The organism is Algoriphagus boritolerans DSM 17298 = JCM 18970 (genome assembly GCF_900108085.1).
Lineage (GTDB): Bacteria > Bacteroidota > Bacteroidia > Cytophagales > Cyclobacteriaceae > Algoriphagus > Algoriphagus boritolerans.
Genome location: NZ_FNVR01000010.1, coordinates 102,677 through 121,042 on the forward strand (window position 1 = coordinate 102,677; position 18,366 = coordinate 121,042).

An 18,366-nucleotide genomic window follows, 5' to 3' on the forward strand; every position below is an offset into this window, starting at 1 on the left:
TTTGTCTTAATAAATCAAAAAAATATACACTTTTCAGTCAAAATGACTTATTGTTTTTCCTTTTTGGGAAAAAATGACAAGGATCATCAGCTCCATATCCACGCGTGTTCAGGATTAAATGTCTATTTTTAAATGAAGAAAACCACTCGGATGAAAAAACTCTTTCTGTTTACTTACACTTTGTTCATTTTTTTGCAAAGTTCAGCTTTTGGGCAAAATTCCGACTCGGGGCAGTCGATTGACAGTCTCCTTTCTTTTTCAAAGGATAGCCTGATCGTTTTGGACCCATCGCAGCGCAAGTCGGTAACCGACACCATTTACATTACCCCAACGCTTGAGGAACTGATCAGTAAAGGCAGAAAATACACGTTTCTGGCCAATGAAATAATTCTTGAACTGCAGCAACCCCTGGATACTGCGCTATTCAACAGCGAAATCCCCCTCATGATTGAAACCCTGGAGTCCCTGAGAGAGAGGACAAGTACTCCAAATACAAAATTTAATTTCAGGTACGTCAATGCACTCATCCGGATTTTGGAATCTACGGAAGAAAAAAACAACGCACTTGATAAAATCATCCTGGAAAGGCTGCATCAGCTCCAAGTTTATGACAGTATGCTCATGAGCATTAAAAAGGACGATCTATTCAAATATAGAATTCGGGACACGCTGCTGCTTCCCATGTACACCGGGGAAATAGAAAAGCTAAAGTTGAATGTCTATTCCATAGACAGCACGATCTACAGACAGGAGCTTCAGGCTGCCAGGTACCAATCACTCCTAAGTAGCATTTCGATGGGCTTATCGGAACTCAAGCGCTATGTCGAAACCAACAAGACAATTCTCGAAAAGAATCTATTCAAAAAGGAAATCAATTTCATCTGGGAGAGTTATTCCATCCCCTCTCCCAAGTCTATTTTAGAGATCACATTTGACTCATTACGACTGAATTTCATCTTTCTCAAAAATCAACTCAGCCAAAACCCGCTTTCCGCCATTATCGCGCTCATTCTCCTGGCAGTTGCGAGTTATCTGGTAAGAAAAATCATCCTAAGTATCGAGCGGGACAAGGAGTATGGGAAAATCATCCTCGGGAGAATCAAGTATTTGGACAAGAGACCCATTGCATCCACCATGGTGGCCTTGCTTCCTTTGGTATTTTTCCTCTTTGACACTACCTCCATTACCCTGCTTACTTTCTTCATTTATCTACAGGTTCTTTTTTCATCCATTCTGATCTACAGGACATTTCCGCGGCACACCTTCATCCGCTGGATAGTTTTGGTGGCCATTTTCCTGTTTTTCACCATTAGCAACCTGTATTGGGAGATTGCCTATCAGGAACGCATGTATTTTGAGATTGGATGTATCATCTTTATCTCCATCCTATGGAATATGCCCAAGAATTTCAAATCTGAGGATGAAAAGGAGGTCAATTTTTTGAAAACGCTGCGAATGGTCACCATGATTCTCCTGTCACTTGGGATTCTAGCCAACATCTTCGGAAGATTCAGCCTTGCAAAAATGCTCAGTGTAGCAGGCGCCGTGGGGTTTGTCCATGCGATTTCGCTCTATCTGTTTACCAAAGTGGTCATGGAAATCATCTACGTGGTATTAGAGAACAAAAAAGACTCGGAGTCTTTCACTTCCTACCTGGATTTTAAAAGTATCCAAGACCGAATCAGAGGATTCTTCCTATTTCTCGCCGCCTCGTTTTGGATCATCATAATGCTGGCCAATCTCGCCCTGAGCGACCATGTCTACCACGAGGTGATGGAATTTCTGATGAAAGAGCGATTCCTAGGCGAGACGAGTTTCACATTCAAGAGTGTCCTGCTTTTCAGCGCCTTGGTCTATGTCGCCTACCTCCTGTCAAACAACATTGCGTATTTTGCAACGATCAAGGATCAACAGCAACCTTCCACCCGGACCAAACGGCTGGGAAGCTCCATCCTGCTGATCCGTCTGGCCGTGTTTATATTTGGCTTTTTCATAGCTGCCACAGCTGCAAATATCCCGCTGAACAACATCACCATCGTACTCGGAGCGCTCTCTGTGGGCATCGGTTTTGGCTTGCAGACAATCATAAACAATTTGGTTTCCGGGATTATCTTAGCTTTTGAGCGTCCTATTCAGATCGGAGATGATATCGAAGTGGGAGAAATGACGGGAAAAGTCAAGGAAGTAGGAATCCGGGCAAGCAAGATCCAAGGATATGACGGGGCTGAAATCATCGTTCCCAACGGGGATTTGCTTTCTCAGCACCTGATCAACTGGACACTTTCGGATAAGATGCGAAGAGTGGAACTGGTCATAGGAGTAGGTTATTCCTCAGATATGGAGCTGGTCAAAACACTTATAGAAGAGGCATTGACCCTGGAAAAAATCTCCAAGGTACCGGCACCGAAAGTTCTAATGCAAACTTTTGGAGATAACGCAGTTGATTTCCGAGTGCTTTTCTGGGTGGATGACATGGATATCTGGCTGGACATGAGGCATCAAGTCATGACTGCTATCTTTACCACCTTTCAGAAAAACAACATCGAAATTCCGTTTCCGAAGCGGGATGTTTACCTTAAAAATCAACCGGAGATCAGGATTTCTCAAAAGACTGAGTCCATCCAACAAAATGAAGAAAACAAAAATCCCCCGAATCGTGATTCAGGGGATAATTTACACTAATACATTCTTTTGAATTTCTTAGGCCTTTTTGACGTTGATGGCGTTTGGTCCTTTTTTACCCTCTTTGATGTCGAAAGTGACTTTGTCGTTTTGCTCGACTTTGTCCACTAACCCGGTGGCGTGAACGAACACGTCTCCCTGAGTTTCGTCATCAACGATAAATCCGAAACCTTTGGCTTCATTGTAAAATTTTACTGTTCCGGTAAACATAATGAATTGTTATAAATTGTAACTGAAAGTGTTTTAAAAGTAAATATTAGATCGAAAAAAACAAAATAATCGTTTATTGGTTGGTGAAATGAAAAAAATTATTTTGGTAAGGCATGCAAAATCATCCTGGGACAATCCTTTCCTGAATGATCACGACCGACCTCTCGCAGCCCGGGGAATTGAAGATGCCCCAAAAATGGCCGAGCGTCTCAAAAAAAGAGGGATTAAGCCCAGTCTTTTCCTTAGCTCCACAGCGCTGCGCGCTGCTGAAACAGCTAAAATCACAGCCGAAATTCTCGATTACCCCAAAGATGAAATCCGGTGGGAAAAAGAACTTTTTCTTGCTTCTCCCAATCAAATTCTCAAGCTCCTTCGAATGCAAAAAGACTCGGTGGACACTATTTTGATTTTTGGTCACAATCCGGGTCTGAATGACCTGATATCCCATCTAGGCGGAACCTTGGACAATTTACCTACAAGCGGACAGTTTGGATTTAAAGTCAAATCAGAACACTGGGCAGAGCTCAAACCGGAAACCGCCGAACCTTGGTTTATTGATTATCCTAAGAAAAAAAGTTAAGGCAATTCAAAATTACGGACATCCTGAACTACGTCTGGAAACAATTCAGGATTGGTTAAAAGATAAAAGACTTTCTCCGCCACTTCTTCCGGTGAACTCAAATGCCCTTCCGCCTTGTATTTGGCAAAGCGATCCAAAGCGGGAAAATCCGACAGATTGGCTTTTCTGATTTCTGTCTGCATTTCAGTATCTATTATCCCGGGTGCCAGCGAAAAGACACGAAATCCCAAGCCGCTGAGCTCTTCTGCAGCCACTCTGGAAAACATCGCCAATCCAGCCTTGCTGCTACAATATTCCGCCCAACCAGGCAAGGGCTTGTGTGCAGCACCCGAACTGATATTGCAGATCAGTTTTTTTCCTTCAAGTGAAGAATACGCCTTGACAAAGGCATCACTCAGTATCATGGGGGCCAGAAGATTTATATTCAAAGCTTGTCTGATCCCCTTGGGATGAAGTTTCCCGACGGTTTTCACTTCACCGATCCATCCGGCGTTATTGATCAGGATCACCTTATCAAAGTCTCCCTCAGGAAACAATGAGGGTAGCTTTACTTCCAGATTTGCCAGATCATTCAGGTCCATTTGGATTTCAGTAAGTCGGTCCACACGCAATTCCAGACTTGTCCGTGAAATCGTAACTATCTGAATGTCTTTTAATGATAAAAAACGATCCAAAATTGCTTTTCCGAGGCCTTTGGTATGGCCGGTGAGAATTAGGAGATATTTCATTTCTATAAAACTAAATTTTTTAAACAAAGGTAATCCAAACAGCGAAAAGGATAATTTCCAATTCTTATTATCCGCTATTGTACCACAGACCTAATCTACTTTGCTTTCTGGGTTGGAAGACCGATGTCCGAAGACCGAAGCGGCGGAATTAGGACTTTTCATGGTGAAATTTGGAATCCTGAACTTGCGACTGGCGAAAAAGCGGATGTACATTTTTCAAACTATAAGAATGGGCACCTCCGACTTATTTTTTAAAGTGTGATGCGCTACCATACTACCTAAAACCAATTTTATTTGGAGGCAAGAGACTTGAATTAGCTGATAAAAGCCTCAGTAGAAACAGGAATCCAAGTTTCCATCAAATCAGGATTCCTCCTATCAAAGTGGCTCAATATCATAAATGCAGAAAATCACAAAAAGAGTTCGAAACTTTGAAGAAAGACCGTAGTTTTCACCTTTCAAGCGTCAAGTGAGTCTGTAACCCGAAACCCTTTTTGATGAAATTAAAAACTGATTATCTCTTTATTTTACTTTCTGCTTTTTTTTTCCTGGGTTGTGAGAAGGAAGAGGAGTTTATCATTTCTCCTGGAGTAATTTATAATTCTACCGAAGCAATTAATCGCTTTGAGGAGCTGGATCAGCAGGGAGTATTGATCGTTAACAGTTATTTCAACAAGGATATTTTTCATTTGATTCTTGAAAACCAAGACACATTAAAGGTGGATGGTCGAATTGTAGAAACATTTCAGCCGAAACCTGCTGAATGGAACGCTGAACTCATTTTCCGCGATGGTAAAACAGGGATCGCTCCCTATCTGGGAAATACCTTGGATATTTTACCTGACAGTGTCCAAGTCAATCCAAGTGGATATGGTCCCCTGAGTGCACTGATAAATATCACCATGCCCGCAATCGGGAAATTTAAGTTTCGGGTGGTTGGGAAAAACGGATCAAAATCGGATATCACCCATACTCCTTCAAATATTTCCAAAGTTCACCGACTGAATATTTTTGGTCTTTATGGAAATCATGAAAACACCGTCGAAGTAAGTTTTTTGGACAATAATGGAAATGAGCGAATCAAAAAATCTTTGGTACTGCACACTGATCCCCTGCCGGCAAAGCTTCCCCTGATCGAAGTGGATATTGCCAAACGGGAAGCGATGGATGGAGATCTCACTTTGGTCAGCTATCGGGGATTGGGAATTCCTTTTATGCCCTTTATCATGGATTCTTTTGGAGACATTCGATGGTATTTGGACTATGCTGCGCATCCTATACTCAATCGGATTTCATATGAATGCGGGATAGAACCGCTTCGAAACGGCAACCTTTACTTCGGGGATGTATCCAATCATGCGGTGTTTGAAATTGATTTTCATGGTCGGGTACTGAAATCCTGGAATTTTGAAGGCTATTCCTTTCACCATAATGTCATCGAAAAGCCCAATGGGAACTTTTTGGTGGCTGCATCCAAGAATACCAGCCAACATCTGAATGGCAAAATCACCATCAATGACATCATCATTGAGATCGATCGGATGAGCGGAGGAATAGTAAAGGAATGGGACCTGAAACAAAGTCTGGATGAAAACCGGACTGTCTGGATGAACAATTTGGGCAATAACACGGTCAATTGGCTACATAATAATGGGCTGTATTATGACGAGAGTGATGACTCCATCATCCTGACTGCCCGATTTCAGGGAGCGATGAAAATCACTGCGGACAATCGGTTAAAATGGATTTTGGCACCCCATTTAGAATGGGGAAAAGACCGAAATGGAGTAGATTTAAACACCAAATTGCTAAGGCCTTTGGATCAAAACAATCAGCCGATTCAGGACTTGGATATTTTGGAGGGTCGAACAAACCATCCGGACTTTGAGTGGGTTTGGTATCCCCATTCACCCTCGGTTAAATCGCCTGGTTCCTTCCTGTTTTTTGACAATGGTGACCGACGAAACTATTCCACTTCGGAGCTTTACAGCAGAGCCGTGGAATACATAATCGACGAAGAAAATATGACTGTAAAGCAAGTCTGGCAATACGGTAAGGAAAGGGGCATAGATGCCTACTCCAGAATTCAATCGGATGTGGATTTTTTACCAAATAAGAATAACATCCTGTTTGTTCCCGGTTGGAATGTAGACAATGGTGGGAAATTCGGAGGAAAAGTCATTGAAGTAAACTACGCCTCAGGGGAAGTAGTCTTTGAGGCAAGGATTTCACCCTCTTCCGGTCAGCAAGCCCTACACCGGGCTGAAAAAATCAGTTTTTATTAAGCTGCTACCCTTTCAAAGTGCCGATTTATTTAAAAATGAAAAAACGGATTGAAATAAGTTTAGTAAACTGACTTCAATCCGGGTTTTTTAATCTTTAACCTTACAGAATATACTGAGACAGATCTCTGTTTTTCACCAAAGCTTTCAGTCGCTCCTCGACCATCTCTTTGGTGACCATGATCTTGGAATTGGCTTGGATGAGGTCCGGTACATCAAAGAGGAAGTCATTCAACAAGTGACTCATCACGGTATGCAGTCTTCTCGCTCCGATATTTTCCACTTCCTGATTGATCAGAAAAGCGAGTCTTGCGATCTCCTCGATGGCATCATCAGTGAATTCAAGCAACACTTCTTCGGAGGCAAACAGCGCTTGGTACTGTTTCGTCAAGGCATTTTTGGGTTCTCTCAGGATTCTTGAAAAATCCTCCTGAGTCAGGCTTTGCAGCTCCACTCTGATCGGGAATCGACCCTGCAGTTCAGGTATCAAATCCGAAGGTTTACTGACATGGAATGCTCCCGCCGCTATGAATAGAACATGATCCGTATTGACTACTCCATACTTGGTGTTGACGGCTGTACCTTCGACTATTGGCAACAAGTCGCGCTGTACCCCTTCTCGGCTTACATCCGGTCCGTTTCCGCCTTTTCCGGACTTGGAAGCGATTTTATCAATCTCATCGATAAAGATGATTCCGTTATTTTCCGCCAGTTTGATGGCTTCTTCTTTCACTTCGTCAAAATCCACCAATTTGGAAATTTCTTCATCCAACAGGACTTTCCTGGCCTCAGCGATCGTCAGTTTGCGCTTCTTGGTTTTTTTAGGCATCATGCCCGAGATCATATCCTGAAGACCGGCCATACTGGCCTCATCCATCATGCCGTTACCGATCATTCCGATTCCGACAGGGGATGAAGCCTTGACATTGATTTCGATCTTGCGTTCGTCCAGTTCGCCGTTTCTGAGTTTTTCGCGGAATCGCTCCCGAGTTCGCTCATTTAATTCAGCATCATCTCCGAGTTCTGCTTGAACTTCGTTAGTGATGGCAATTGGTCGGGTAAAGCCTGCACTTTTGACAGGAGGAATCAGAATATCCAAGATCACTTCCTCCACGGCTTCTGTGGCTTTCACTTTTACCCCTTCGTTTTTGACTTCTTTGACCAAATGAATGGATTGTTCCATCAGATCGCGAACCATACTCTCCACATCACGTCCGACGTAGCCAACTTCAGTAAATTTGGATGCCTCTACTTTGGTAAATGGCGCCTGAGCAATCTTTGCCAATCGGCGCGCGATCTCGGTTTTACCGACACCGGTGCTACCGATAAGCAGAATGTTATTCGGAACGATGTCTTTTTGAATATCGGTCTTCACCATCATGCGGCGGATGCGATTACGCAAGGCAATTGCCACATTTCGCTTGGCATCTTTTTGACCGATGATGTATTTATCCAGCTCTTCGACGATTTGTCTGGGAGTAAGTGATTCGATTTGATTCATGTTTGTTGTGGTGTTGGTTATGAAACTGGTTTTCGTTTCCAAAAGATTGAAAAGGCTTCCTTTTTAACCGAGGAAGCCTTCTTAGGTTTATTCTTGAGTGGATTTCGGCTCTGAGGACAACGTAAACTTGAGCGGCTTGTCGACTTTACTTTGGGTAAGCGCGATATCCAAAACCTCTGACACCCAATCGACAAAGTGGAATTCTATTCCCTTGACATACTGCTGATCAATCTCCTCGATGTCCCGTAAATTCTTCTTACAAAGAATGATTTCTTTTATCCCCGCCCGTTTTGCTGCCAGAATTTTCTCTTTGATTCCGCCTACGGGCATCACCTTACCTATCAAACTGATTTCACCGGTCATTGCAAGTTTGGATTTGACCTTACGCTGGGTATAGACCGAAGCCATGGCTACCAGGATGGTAATCCCTGCCGATGGACCATCCTTAGGCACTGCTCCGGCTGGCACGTGAACATGGAGATCATACTGATCAAAAACCCGATGATCAATTCCGAGTGATTCCGCTTTGGATTTCAGGTAGGAAAGTGCGGTCATGGCAGACTCTTTCATCACTTCACCCAACTGGCCAGAAAGTGTCAATTTACCTTTTCCCCGACTCAAACTGGATTCAATGAAAAGAATTTCTCCTCCTACGCTGGTCCAAGCCAAGCCCGTCACAACCCCTGCAATGCTGTTGTCCTGATAGGTTTCTTTATCAAAAATCTCTGAACCCAAGATTCTGCGAACCGCAGCAGGAGTGATCTTATGATCATATTCTTCCTCCATAGCAATGGACTTGGCAACATTTCGAACCACTTTGCCAATGACTCTTTCCAGGCTACGAACTCCGGATTCACGGGTATAGTCCTCAATAATTTTAGCCAAGGCAGCTTTGTCAAAACTGATATCCTTAGCCTTAAGGCCATGCTCTTTACGCTGTTTTGGCACCAAATGGCGCTTGGCGATTTCGAGTTTCTCTTCCTGTGTGTAGCCCGTCACTTCGATGATTTCCATCCGATCCCGTAAGGCCGGCTGAATGGTATCCAGCGAATTGGCAGTTGCTATGAACAGGACTTTACTCAGGTCATATTCCACCTCCAGGTAATTGTCCAGGAAGGCGAAGTTTTGCTCCGGATCCAGCACTTCTAGAAATGCAGATGATGGATCTCCTCTGAAATCTGAGGAAAGCTTATCAATCTCATCCAGTACAAATACCGGATTGGAGATTTTGACCTTCTTCATGTTCTGAATGATCTTACCCGGCATCGCTCCGACGTAGGTCTTTCGATGACCACGGATCTCGGCCTCATCATGAAGCCCACCCAGTGACATGCGGATATATTTTCTACCCAAAGCCGCTGCGATGGATTTTCCAAGGGAAGTTTTACCTACACCAGGGGGGCCATAGAGGCAAAGTATCGGCCCTTTCAGGTCGTTTTTCAATTTCAAAACTGCCAAGTATTCGATGATCCGCTCTTTGACTTTCTCCAAGCCAAAGTGATCTGCATCGAGAACAGCTTTGGCGTGCTTGAGATCGAAATTATCCAGCGTGAACTCATTCCAAGGCAGATCAACCAAAGTCTCAGCATAGTTGAGTGCAATGGGGTATTCGGCCGCTGCTGGATTGATACGCAGGATTTTGTCGAGCTCTTTTTCAAAGTGTTTTTTGACCTCTATTGGCCAGTGTTTCAGTTCCCCGCGCGCTCTGAGGTCTTCCACTTCTTTCTCCGGACCTTCATCGCCCAGTTCATCCTGTAGCACCTTCATCTGCTGACGGAGGAAATAATCCCGCTGCTGCTGATCGATGTCTGTATGTACTTTCTTGTGGATCTCTGACTTCAACTCCAGCATTTGGATGTCTTTCATCATGTACTCCAACAATAATGTAGCACGCTCTATTCCGTCATTAATCTCAATCAGTCGCTGTTTGGATTCTACCGGCGCATTGATGTTGGAAGAAAGGAAATGAGTCAGGAATGGAGTATTGTCAATATTGTCCAAGGCCACCTGGGCTTCACGCGGAATTTCCGGATTAAGGTGAAGAATCTTACTTGCTGCTTCTTTGAGAGATTCCTCCAGGGCTTTAATCTTTCGGGAGTTTTTTGGGAAACTCTCCTCCAAATAGTCCACTTTGGCCATGAAATACGGGTCGTCAGTGATCTGTTCACGGATTTTAAAGCGCTTTTTGCCCTGAATGATAATCGTGGTATTACCGTCAGGCAGGACGATCATCTTGATGATTTTGGCCAAAGTCCCTACATGGTAGATGTCTTCCCAACCGGGATCGTCATTGTTGGAATTAATTTGGGCGCAAACACCAATCAATTTGCTGCCTTTGTGTGCCTTTTTGACCAGGCGGATCGATCGCTGTCTTCCGACTGTGATCGGTATAATTACTCCGGGGAATAGGACTGTATTACGAACAGAAAGTATAGGGATTTCTTCATCGTATGACTCATTGGTAGGATCACCTTCTTCTTCGTCGGTAATCAGCTGGATGAGATCACCCTCTCCGGTGTAATCGCCGGACATCAGGTTTTGAAATAAAGAATTTGAGAATTGATTCATATGGACAGAATGACAGCCATGCTGTCAGTGAATAGCTATAATAAAAGAAGAACCTCCTATTTACGAAGGTTCCTCCTATAAAGTCAAGGTCAATGCCAAAAGGGGTTCGGGTCAAATTGGCAGGTGTGGTTTTTAAATCAAGGCCATAAATCCGGTCGGATATCGGTAGCAAGTGAATTTGAAGAAAGAACTATAATTGATTTACCTAAAACGAATGCTGAATAATAAGTTATATTTCCAACACCAAAATATGAGTTCTTTACCTGAAAGGTATCCAAGTTGATTTCATACAATTCAGAACCATTTTGAAAAAGATAAAGTTTGTTCTCAATAATTATTGGATTACTAAATGTAGTTCCGATGTAATTATCGATTTTCCCCACTGTCTGCCAAGTTCCGTTTCCTGTCAACTCCTGAAATTCTCCATAAGAACTCATATTGGCTTGAAAGATCGCATAAGTCTTCCCCTTCCAATTATAGATCAGGTAGGTCCGACCTTCCGGAAGAGTGGAGTCAGTTAATTGAGTCCAACTATCCTGACTTTTAGAATACCTCCACCGCTCTTGATTTTCCTCACTGTTATTGATTGGGTCGAATTTCATCCCCCATTCAAAAATATATCCATCCTGCACAGGGTATGACCTTCTAAAGGACCCATTTCCATTGGGGAGATTGGCCATTTTCTTCCAAGTTTTGCTTTCTGTCGAAAAATAAAATAATGGATTTATTTTGCCCGTCTGGTACGCTATGCCACCTCCATACAGAAAGTCATTTCCCACAAACGTAGAAATCCTTCCAAAGATGTTTGTTTCAAGCTCAGGAAGACTAGCTATTACTTTATTTGAAAATCCATCAGTGAGACTCTCTTCAATTACTCCCAAATCTGTAAGGACATACCCTGTTTCGTTTGCCTGACCTCGGGCAAAATACGTGTTGACAAGTAGCCTGTTTTTGGTCTGAAGGTTTATGCTGGGATATTCAAGCTTTATCAAAAATTCATTAGAAAATTTACCAAAATTATTTACCCGTGCCTTAAAGTCCCTTTTGGGGAATGTTGCCCCTCGCGCATATAGTTTCAAAGATGAAGCAGTCACTTCGTCCAAAATAAAATTTATAGGTCTATTGGCTTCATCATAAATTTGATTCGCATTAAGATTTTTGTAATTAAAGTTACTTCCTGGGATGACCACATAGTCCTGGTCAATGACAATCTCCTCTTGATCTACCTTAGACGGATTTAAATCAAAAACTTCACCTAATTGGTAAGTTTTCCCTCGTACAATTACTGATATATTAGGGTTAGACTTATCAGAATTTTCAAAATTTTTATCTTCGTAAGGAAAAAATGACAAGGCATTTTTCGAGGCATTCTCTTCTATCATTCCTACATTCTCTATCAAAATTTTGTAAAAGCCAACATTTAAATAATCACCTTTAATAACCACCTCATCATCCAAATTTATTTTCTGAACCTCCTGCTTCTCAAACTCCGGCTCCTGAAACTTCAGCACTCGCTTTTCGGTGTAAACCTTCTCACTGATTTCTATCCTTAATTCCATTTCTAAATCCTGTCCCGTAGTCTGGGTCAACAATCCTTCAGGAAGCGGTAGTAAGACCGTGGTGGAATCCACCAAATTGGGGTAAAGGTCAAATTGACCTAATTTTACTTTATAGTTAGCCTGTTGCCTACTGAAGCGACGACCTTTTACCACAAGATTTTGATCTCTATAGATTACCTCCGGCCACTCGATGGAATTGATAATAAATCCTTCCGATCCTTGGCTTACAAATTCCATGGCTTCTGAAAAAACCAACGAGGTGGATGTCCTCAAAAATGCCGAAACGTAATACTTCTTCCCCAGCGTCATGGAATGATTGCCCACGAGTTCAAAATGTGCCTCAGGACGCCCCTGAGCGCCTACATAATCGTCCTGATTTAAATTGGGAGCGCCAGTGGACTGGGTGTAGACAAATCCATATTCCAGGATCTCCTCATTTCCATAATCGTAGATGTCCGCTCCGAACTGTACACCGGAGGCAGAGATCTCCTGAATGATGGTGACACTAAACCGAGGATTTGTGCGCGGCTCCAAGGTTTCTTTTTCGCAGGAAACGAACAGAATAACCCAGAAAAATGCAATGTACTTACCTATATTTCTCATACTTAAAATCGGAATCCAACACCAAAACCAAAATCCAACTTGTGGTAATTGGCAGTATTTGTTCCTGCCTTCACCACATAATAATCCCCCAATTGCCTAAATAGGACGGAAAAAGTAAGCGCTCTCTCCGAGGGTAGATTTACCAAAAATCCTGCTTGAGCTTGATAAAAAAAGCCTCCACTCCTGATAGTGGTAAAACTTCCTTCCTCCAAAAGGATCCTATCCGAATAGGTGACGAGCTCTTCCTGAATTGCAAAATCCGAGTTGGAAAGAGAAATGCCGTATCCTGCACCCAGCCCGACGAAAAAATCCTTTTTTCTGGTTTTAAACAGAGAGTAATTAATCAGGAAAGGCAGGGAAATGAAGGAATGACTCATCTCCTCAGTTCCTGTTACTTTAATGGAAGAACCTACATATTGTGATTCCCAAGTGAGCTGTGAAGATTCAAAAGAAAGACCTGCATCCGCAGAAAATCTGGGATATCTTCGGAGCGAATGAATGCTCAAACCGGCATATCCCTGAATCAGTGGCGAAGAATTAAGCACATCTTTCCGATCTCCATTTTTAATATGGCTTTTGATCCCGGATTCAAATACGCCTACTCTTACAATGGGAGAAAGAAGGTAGGGAGGTCTTGCCTTTCCATAGAAAGTGAAGTCGCCCCCTTTGCAATCATAATACTTTCGAAATAGCCACACCAGATCATCTTCATTCAACTTCGAACTTCGGATCTGCCCTGAAACCCGTCTTAGGCAATCTCCTGCCAGCAATTTCGAAAGAGTAAGCTTATACGATTTCTCTGTCCCTTTGCCGTCAGGCTCAGATTTGCCCGTCAAAAGCTTCATATCACCCTCCGAACCTGCGTAAAAATTTTCATGGTCCTTTCCCAAAATCACCTCACCCGCATAGAATACCTGAACAAATCGCTTCACCGGGGTGGATGGCAAGTCCATGCTCCTAAAATACTCCCCTGTTCCCAATCCGAAGGCTTGAATGTCTTCGGGGGTATAAATCTCCGTTTCTCCCCTTCTGAGAAACTCAATTTGTTCAAAATCCAACTGCCCAAGTTTCCTCATTACGGTTCCGTCAAACCGCCGTCCGTTTTTGAGAATAACATAATCTTCCACTTGGACAGAAGCGGAACTTTGAGCAAAAGCTTGATAGCCAGAGAGAAAAATCAGCAGGAAAAAGACTTGGAAAAGTCTGGAAATTAGAACCATCATGTGATCGCAAATCAGGGTAAAAAGTATCAACACATGACGATGAACCATTGATATCATCCCCTACTGGTCGAAACTCACACAAAGAAGCGATCTTAGTTTTAAATTACAAAAATATGTTTTGAGGCGATTAAAATATTTTTATAATTATCTGATTTCCAGTAAATAAAAATCCAGATCAAATGATCTGGATTTATTTATAGAATTGAAAATGCTTCAATTAAGCAAACAACTTCAAAATATCATTTCCGATCGCAAAGACCATCAAGGCCAGTAGGATCACCATACCGACCTTTTGGGCATTTTCCAGAAACTTGTCCGATGGCGTTCTTCCGGAGACCATTTCATAGAGCAAGAATACCACATGTCCCCCGTCCAAAGCAGGTATGGGCAGCAAGTTCATAAAGGCCAAAATCATCGAAATCAAACCGGTGATGCTCCAGAACTTCGTCCAATCCCAGGTGGAACCGTAGATTTTGGCCATACCTACAGGGCCACTTACATTTTTCGCAGAAACCTCGCCTGTGAACATTTTCCCTAGGGCTCTGGCATTGACTATCACCACGCCAAATGCTCTGGATGTTCCTTTACTGATTGCTTCGCCGAAGCCATATTGCCTACGTGTTGGCTCAAGGAGTGTCTGTACAGCGATGCCGATTCGGGCTTCATCAGTAACGCCAATAGCCAAGGTATCAATGCCGGCTTCATTTTGTCTGACCACTTGCGCAGTCTTTCCCACTAAAGGCCGAAGTGCTGATTGCATTTCATCGAAGTACTTGATCGGCTGATTGTTAACTGCCAGAATTTTATCCCCCGGCTTTATTCCTGCAGATTCTGCTCCGCTTCCTTTTTCCACCGCCCCTACTTCAAAGGGAAAACGGATCTGAACAAATTTGCTAAAAGCCTCCTCACTGTCAAAAGTATTGATGAAACCGCGAGGGATTTCAATTTTAATTTGTTCACCATCGCGATCCACGGTATAGTAGCCGTTTTCGCTCAGTAAAGCTGATCCGCTGGTCAGGTCATTGATCCCTTGGTAAGGCTCTCCGTTGATGTCCAATACTTTATCTCCGGTCTTGAAACCAATCGCTTCCCCATATTCATAGGCTACGATCCCGTTTTGGATGACCTGATCTCTGGAATAAAAGGTTTCTCCGTTTTGGTAAACCAATACGACAAAAATGATGATCCCTGTAATCACATTGACGATGATACCTCCCAGCATCACAATGAGTCGCTGCCAGGCCGGTTTGGATCGGAATTCCCAAGGCTGTGGCTCTGAGGACATCTGCTCGGTATCCATGGATTCGTCCACCATACCGGAGATTTTCACAAACCCCCCCAAAGGAATCGCTCCTATTGAATATTCGGTCTCTCCCCACTGGAAACCAGCGATTTTGGGGGGAAATCCGATCGAAAATTTCTCTACTCGCATGCCAAACATCTTGGCAGTGAGCAAGTGACCCAATTCATGAAGCCCTACCAGGATCGATAATCCCAGGAGCAATTGGCCCACCATAATCAATGTTTCCATTATACTTTACGCTTAATTAGTTGAGTTGTAATTGTTCTTGCTTCCTCATCTGTGCCGATATAATCTTCCAAACTTGGATACTGGATAAAAGTTGCTTTTCCCAAAGCCTCTTCAATCAGGTCGGACATCTCCAGAAATCCCACTTCCTTATTCAGAAAAGCTGATACAGCAATTTCATTCGCTGCATTTAGGATACATGGAGCATTGCCTCCCTTTGCTAAAGCGTCAAATGCCAGCTGAAGGTTCCGAAACGTTTTTAAATCCGGTTGCTCAAAGGTCAGTTGCGGATAATTCGTGAAATCGAAACGCTCAAAGTCGCTTTTCAACCGATCCGGGAAACTGAGCGCAAACTGAATCGGGATACGCATATCCGGCAGGCCAAGTTGTGCTTTGATTGACCCATCTTCAAACTGCACCAGGGAATGAATGATGCTTTGAGGGTGAACGACAACCTCAATCTGCTCTGTTTTCAATCCAAAGAGCCACTTTGCCTCGATGACTTCCAGACCTTTGTTCATCAAGGAGGCAGAATCGATCGTGATCTTGGCACCCATATCCCAATTGGGATGCTTGAGGGCTTGCTCGCGGGTGACTGTTTCAAGAAAAGCCCGATCCTTTCCACGGAAAGGGCCCCCGGAAGCAGTCAGAATGATCTTCTCGATCGGATTATAGTATTCTCCCACCAAACATTGGAAAATCGCCGAATGCTCAGAGTCCACCGGGAAAATATTGACCCGGTTTTCCTTGGCCAGGGCCGTGATGATTTCGCCGGCTACAACCAAGGTTTCCTTATTCGCCAAGGCAATCTGTTTACCTGCTTTGATCGCATTTACGGTGGGAATCAAACCGGAATACCCAACCACTGCGGTCAAGACCACATCGATGGTTTCCATTTCGACGATTTGAGCGATGGCCTTCTGCCCTGCAAAAACCTTAATGTCATGAGGAAGGAGTGCCTCTTTGACTTTTTGATACTTAGATTCATTACCTATGACCACGGCGTTTGGATTAAACTCCAAAGCTTGAGCAATCAGTAAATCACAGTTATTCTGGGCAGTAAGGACTTCAACCGAAAAAATTTGGGGATGCTGACGAATCACCTCAAGGGTTTGAGTTCCGATGCTTCCGGTACTACCCAGGATGGCTACACGCTTAATTTCTGTCATTCGAAGGGGGTTACAATCTGACTCAAGACTTCAATTTTTTGCTAAAGTTCTGATTCAGGCTGACAAAATTACCAATTGACCAGACTTTTCCTTGTACATCCCGTCACTTTTTGGGATTTGGGATGATTTTTGGTTTTTATTATAAGTATGATCAACTTAAAAATTGTGAAGAAATATAGGGCTAGCAACTATCAACTCGCTAAATGAGTAAACTAATAACTATGAACTCACTCATCAAATCAATAGGATTGCCTTTTCTGGCAGGGATTGCCGGAGCGGCTTGTTGGTCTCTTGTGGAAATCAATTCTCCTCAACCTGCGGAATCCACAGTCATCGAACCGAAGAGTCGTGAATTGCAATTTGCATCCTCCTTACAATCCAATTCTTCAACTATTCCAACTGAAGTTCCGGTTTCATTTGTAGAGGCCTCTCAAAACAGCACCGAATCGGTCGTTTTTATCAAAAACTTCTCCGGGACAGATCCGCGACGCTACAGCATGTTTGACTATTTCTTTGGAACTGGGCCAACGCAGCAAGTCAGCACGGGTTCAGGTGTGATCATCTCCAAAGACGGCTACATCATTACCAATAATCACGTCATCGACCGGGCTGAGACCATCGAAGTCGTCCATCAAAAGCGAACTTATGCCGCCAAACTGGTCGGAACAGACAAAAACACGGACATCGCCGTACTCAAAATTGAGGCTCAGAACATGCCGGAGATTAAAATAGGAAATAGCCGAAACCTTAAAATCGGCGAATGGGTGCTGGCAGTAGGCAATCCATTCAACTTGACCTCGACGGTCACCGCGGGAATCGTATCCGCCAAAGAGCGACAAATCAATATTCTGGGTGGAGATTTTCCTCTGGAAAGCTTTATCCAAACCGACGCTCCCATCAACCCTGGAAACTCCGGCGGTGCCTTGGTCAATGTCAATGGTGAATTGGTCGGAATCAACACCGCGATCCTTTCCCGAACAGGTTCCTACACCGGATATGGATTTGCAGTGCCTGTGGATATTGCCCTGAAAATCTCCAATGACCTGATCAAATATGGCGAAGTGCAAAAGGCAATTCCCGGAATCGACGTAGTGGAATTGACTCCCGAATTAGCCGAGGAGATGAAACTGAAGTCACTCGATGGAGTCATCGTGACGCATATCCTTCGCACCGGAGCTGCAGAAAAAGCCGGAATTCAAAAAGACGATGTGATTACCAAAATCGCCGATTGGAAGATTACCGGTAAGGGAAGTTTTGAGGAGGCGCTTTCCTATTTCTACCCGGGAGACAAAGTAACGATCGAATACATGCGAAACGGTAATCTAAAAACTTCCCAACTAACCCTTCAGAATCTGGAAGGCGGAGAGGGAGTGATCAAGCGTGAGTTTTTCACATCCGCTCTTTTAGGGGCAAAACTTGAAGCAGTCAATACCATCGAACGGGATCGACTCAAAATTCCTTATGGGGTGAAGATTACTTCGATGACCAGAGGATATCTGCGGGATCTGGGCTTTCGGGATGGCTTTGTCATCACTCATATCAATCAAATCCCTGCCAAAGACCCGAAAGCAGCAGGCAAATACCTGGAAGAATTCAGCGGAAAACTACGACTCGAGGGAGTGGCACCAAATGGTCAACCCTTTATGCAGAGCTATAATGTGAGGTAAATAAAAATGCGGTTGACTTCCGAGATCACCAACCGCATTTATTTCGTTTCAGAAAGATTTTTTTTC

At 43.5% G+C, this 18,366-nt stretch carries 12 protein-coding genes; 4 read left to right on the forward strand and 8 right to left on the reverse strand.

Annotation, left to right across the window (positions count from 1 at the left end; all coding sequences use genetic code 11):
* Positions 1 to 150: 150 nt before the first annotated feature.
* On the forward strand, positions 151 to 2,682 hold the full coding sequence (locus C4S61_RS11015; RefSeq protein WP_160111229.1) for a mechanosensitive ion channel family protein: 2,532 nt from the start codon (positions 151 to 153) through the stop codon (positions 2,680 to 2,682).
* A gap of 18 nt (positions 2,683 to 2,700) precedes the next feature.
* On the opposite strand, the gene C4S61_RS11020 is transcribed toward C4S61_RS11015, so the two are convergent.
* A complete protein-coding gene (locus C4S61_RS11020; protein ID WP_103924853.1) occupies positions 2,701 to 2,892 on the reverse strand; it encodes a cold-shock protein in 192 nt (63 codons plus the stop codon).
* A gap of 88 nt (positions 2,893 to 2,980) precedes the next feature.
* Here C4S61_RS11020 and C4S61_RS11025 point away from each other — a divergent pair, with 88 nt between their 5' ends.
* Positions 2,981 to 3,472 (forward strand): SixA phosphatase family protein, encoded by a 492-nt coding sequence (locus C4S61_RS11025; RefSeq protein WP_103924854.1) that lies wholly within the window; start codon positions 2,981 to 2,983, stop codon positions 3,470 to 3,472.
* On the opposite strand, the gene C4S61_RS11030 is transcribed toward C4S61_RS11025, so the two are convergent.
* Positions 3,469 to 4,200, reverse strand: coding sequence for an SDR family NAD(P)-dependent oxidoreductase (locus tag C4S61_RS11030; RefSeq protein ID WP_103924855.1), 732 nt, complete (start codon positions 4,198 to 4,200; stop codon positions 3,469 to 3,471). The genes C4S61_RS11025 and C4S61_RS11030 overlap by 4 nt on opposite strands.
* Positions 4,201 to 4,697: 497 nt before the next feature.
* On the opposite strand from C4S61_RS11030, the gene C4S61_RS11035 reads away from it, so the two are divergent.
* Positions 4,698 to 6,485, forward strand: a complete 1,788-nt coding sequence (locus C4S61_RS11035) for an aryl-sulfate sulfotransferase (protein ID WP_103924856.1) — start codon at positions 4,698 to 4,700, stop codon at positions 6,483 to 6,485.
* 100 nt (positions 6,486 to 6,585) lie between these two features.
* Here the strand turns inward: C4S61_RS11035 and hslU are convergent, their stop codons facing one another.
* The 6 genes from hslU to C4S61_RS11065 form a co-directional block, all read right to left on the reverse strand.
* Positions 6,586 to 7,983: an ATP-dependent protease ATPase subunit HslU gene (gene hslU / locus C4S61_RS11040; RefSeq protein ID WP_103924857.1), complete on the reverse strand. Its 1,398-nt coding sequence runs from the start codon at positions 7,981 to 7,983 to the stop codon at positions 6,586 to 6,588.
* Positions 7,984 to 8,070: 87 nt separating this feature from the next.
* Complete coding sequence (lon, locus tag C4S61_RS11045) at positions 8,071 to 10,551, reverse strand: endopeptidase La (protein ID WP_103924858.1); 2,481 nt, start codon at positions 10,549 to 10,551, stop codon at positions 8,071 to 8,073.
* A 137-nt stretch (positions 10,552 to 10,688) separates the two neighbouring features.
* Complete coding sequence (locus tag C4S61_RS11050; RefSeq protein ID WP_103924859.1) at positions 10,689 to 12,713, reverse strand: Kelch repeat-containing protein; 2,025 nt, start codon at positions 12,711 to 12,713, stop codon at positions 10,689 to 10,691.
* Positions 12,714 to 12,715: 2 nt separating this feature from the next.
* Positions 12,716 to 13,936, reverse strand: a complete 1,221-nt coding sequence (locus C4S61_RS11055; protein WP_146064381.1) for a hypothetical protein — start codon at positions 13,934 to 13,936, stop codon at positions 12,716 to 12,718.
* A 217-nt stretch (positions 13,937 to 14,153) separates the two neighbouring features.
* Positions 14,154 to 15,467 (reverse strand): RIP metalloprotease RseP, encoded by a 1,314-nt coding sequence (gene rseP, locus C4S61_RS11060; RefSeq protein ID WP_103924861.1) that lies wholly within the window; start codon positions 15,465 to 15,467, stop codon positions 14,154 to 14,156.
* Positions 15,467 to 16,633 (reverse strand): 1-deoxy-D-xylulose-5-phosphate reductoisomerase, encoded by a 1,167-nt coding sequence (locus tag C4S61_RS11065; protein ID WP_103924862.1) that lies wholly within the window; start codon positions 16,631 to 16,633, stop codon positions 15,467 to 15,469. Before C4S61_RS11065 ends, rseP begins: the two co-directional genes overlap by 1 nt.
* A gap of 221 nt (positions 16,634 to 16,854) precedes the next feature.
* Between C4S61_RS11065 and C4S61_RS11070 the strand changes: the two genes are divergently transcribed.
* On the forward strand, positions 16,855 to 18,300 hold the full coding sequence (locus C4S61_RS11070; RefSeq protein ID WP_103924863.1) for a S1C family serine protease: 1,446 nt from the start codon (positions 16,855 to 16,857) through the stop codon (positions 18,298 to 18,300).
* Positions 18,301 to 18,366: the final 66 nt, after the last annotated feature.